The 1,664-nt window shown below is 74.5% G+C and carries 2 protein-coding genes and 1 pseudogene; all 3 read left to right on the plus strand.

Annotated elements, in window-relative coordinates; all coding sequences use genetic code 11:
* Positions 1-357 (plus strand): EboA domain-containing protein (locus HUW36_RS32300; protein WP_174531516.1); only part of this gene is annotated, 357 nt, incomplete at its 5' end.
* Position 358: 1 nt separating this feature from the next.
* Positions 359-1,210 carry a TatD family hydrolase gene (locus tag HUW36_RS32305; protein ID WP_174531517.1) on the plus strand — a complete coding sequence of 284 codons (852 nt, stop codon included), beginning with the start codon at positions 359-361 and terminating at the stop codon, positions 1,208-1,210.
* Positions 1,210-1,664: pseudogene (locus HUW36_RS32310) on the plus strand (metabolite traffic protein EboE); the annotation flags it as partial. The gene HUW36_RS32305 and the pseudogene HUW36_RS32310, both read left to right, overlap by 1 nt.

Here is a 1,664-nt window from a genome sequence, read left to right on the forward strand (position 1 = left end):
GGTGACGCGGCCGAGCGGCGGGCCGTGCTGCGCGCGTTGCCGCTGCTGCCGATCGGGGCGGAGTGCGTGCCGCTGCTGCACGACGCGATCCGCACCAACGACACCCGGCTGGTCGCCGCCGCGCTCGGCCCCTACGCCCGGCACCTGGAGCAGCCGGCCTGGCGGCAGGCGGTGCTGAAGTGCGTGTTCGCCGGGGTGCCGCTGGCCGTGGTGGACGACCTGACCGGCCGGGCCGACGGCGAGCTGGCCCAGATGCTCGCCGCGTTCGCGGCCGAGCGGCACGCCGCCGGCCGCACCATGCCCGACGACGCGACCGAGCTGCTGCACCGGCTGACCATCACCACCACGGAGGCGTGACATGCGCATCTTCGACCCACACGTCCACATGACGTCGCGGACCACCGACGACTACGAGCGGATGGCCGCCGCCGGGGTGCGCGCGGTGGTCGAGCCGGCGTTCTGGCTGGGCCAGCCGCGCACCAGCGTGGACAGCTTCGTCGACTACTTCGACTCGCTGATCGGATGGGAGCCGTTCCGGGCCGGGCAGTTCGGCGTCCGGCACCACGCCACCGTGGCGCTGAACCCGAAGGAGGCCAACGACCCGCGCTGCCGCCCGGTGCTCGACGTGCTGCCGCGCTATCTGGACAAGGACGGCGTGGTCGCGGTCGGCGAGATCGGGTACGACGCGATGACGCCGGCCGAGGACGCCGCGCTGGCCGGTCAGCTCGCCCTGGCCGTCGGGCACGACCTGCCCGCGCTGGTGCACACCCCGCACCGGGACAAGGCGCGCGGCGTCGAGCGCACCCTCGCCGTGGTCGCCGAGTCGGGCATCGACCCCGGGCGGGTGCTGATCGACCACCTCAACGAGGTGACCGTGAAGCTGGTCCGGGACACCGGCTGCTGGCTGGGCTTCTCCATCTACCCGGAGACGAAGATGTCGCCGCCCCGGATGGTCGAGCTGCTGCGGACGTACGGGACCGACCGGATGCTGGTGAACTCGGCCGCCGACTGGGGACGCTCCGACCCGCTGCTCACCCGGGCCACCGGGGAGGCGATGCGGGCCGCCGGGTTCGACGACGACGACGTGGACCGGGTGCTGTGGCGCAACCCGGTGGAGTTCTACGGCCAGTCCGGGCGCCTCGACCTCACCGACCTGGACGCCCCGGCGCCCAGCTTCGCCGGCAACTCGATCCTGCGCGGGGGCGAGTGATGCGGCTGCGGCACCCGGACGGCACCACCGTCCATCTCGGCTACTGCACGAACGTCCACCCGGCCGAGGACCTGCCGGGCATCCTCGCCCAGCTCGACACGTACGCGCTCGCGGTGCGCCGGAGGCTCGACACCGACCTGCTCGGGCTGGGGCTCTGGCTGGCCGCGCCGGTGGCCGCCGCGCTCGCCGCCGACCCGGCGGCCCGCCGTCGGCTGCGCCACGAGCTGACCGTACGCGGGCTGGAGGTGGTCACGCTCAACGGCTTCCCGTACGCGGCGTTCCAGGCGCCGGTGGTCAAGGGCGCGGTCTACCACCCCGACTGGACCACGCCGGAGCGGCTGGCGTACACCCTGGACCTGGCCCGGGTGCTGGCCGACCTGCTGCCCGACGACGCGGCCCGGGGCTCGGTGTCGACGCTGCCGCTGGCCTGGCGCACCCCGTGGGACGCCGAGCG

The organism is Micromonospora maritima, assembly GCF_902825405.1.
GTDB classification, from domain to species: domain Bacteria; phylum Actinomycetota; class Actinomycetes; order Mycobacteriales; family Micromonosporaceae; genus Micromonospora; species Micromonospora maritima.